General features: G+C 45.3%; 1 pseudogene. It reads right to left on the bottom strand.

From position 1 onward, the window contains the following. Positions 1-319: 319 nt before the first annotated feature. Positions 320-537 (bottom strand): annotated as a pseudogene (locus tag R8N49_RS29920) (SPOR domain-containing protein); the annotation flags it as partial.

Raw genomic sequence — 537 nt, 5'->3', positions numbered from 1 at the left:
GCCTGTACTCTCACAACAAAGAAGTAATGACAAGCATCGCGGCTTCACTACCAATTTTGGAGCCAGGTGACGATGACTAAAGCAACCATCGTCAACCCTTGTTGCGACAGTGTGCATTTACGTAGAAGACGTCGAACCTTCTGGGAACGATTTGTCGGTATCAAAGAAGTGTACATTTGCTCAAACTGTCACAAAGAAACACCTCTCAAGTAGCAACAATATTTGAGACCGCAAAAAAGCCCCGCATCGCGGGGCTTTCTTCGTTTTGACAAGCATGTTTCGTCCTAAAATGTATGAATACATTAAGGATGAAAAACCGCTACTTCACACACATCACATTCAACAACGACGTGCCGGTTAACTGATTTGGTTCTCGATCGGCAAACAAGCCTTTCTTATCTTTACCCCAATACGGCAATTGCAGCGGCCATTTGTTCTTCTCCATCACACCAGAATCTCGCAACGCTTTAAATTCAGTCGCCGTAGCGAGCGACATGCCCAACTGCTGACAAATCTGTTGCGAGCTTTCGTAGTTGA

This window comes from Vibrio sp. 1978 (assembly GCF_033344345.1).
The sequence above is the reverse complement of the archived record's forward strand: the minus strand, read 5'-3'. Positions and strand labels throughout refer to the sequence as shown.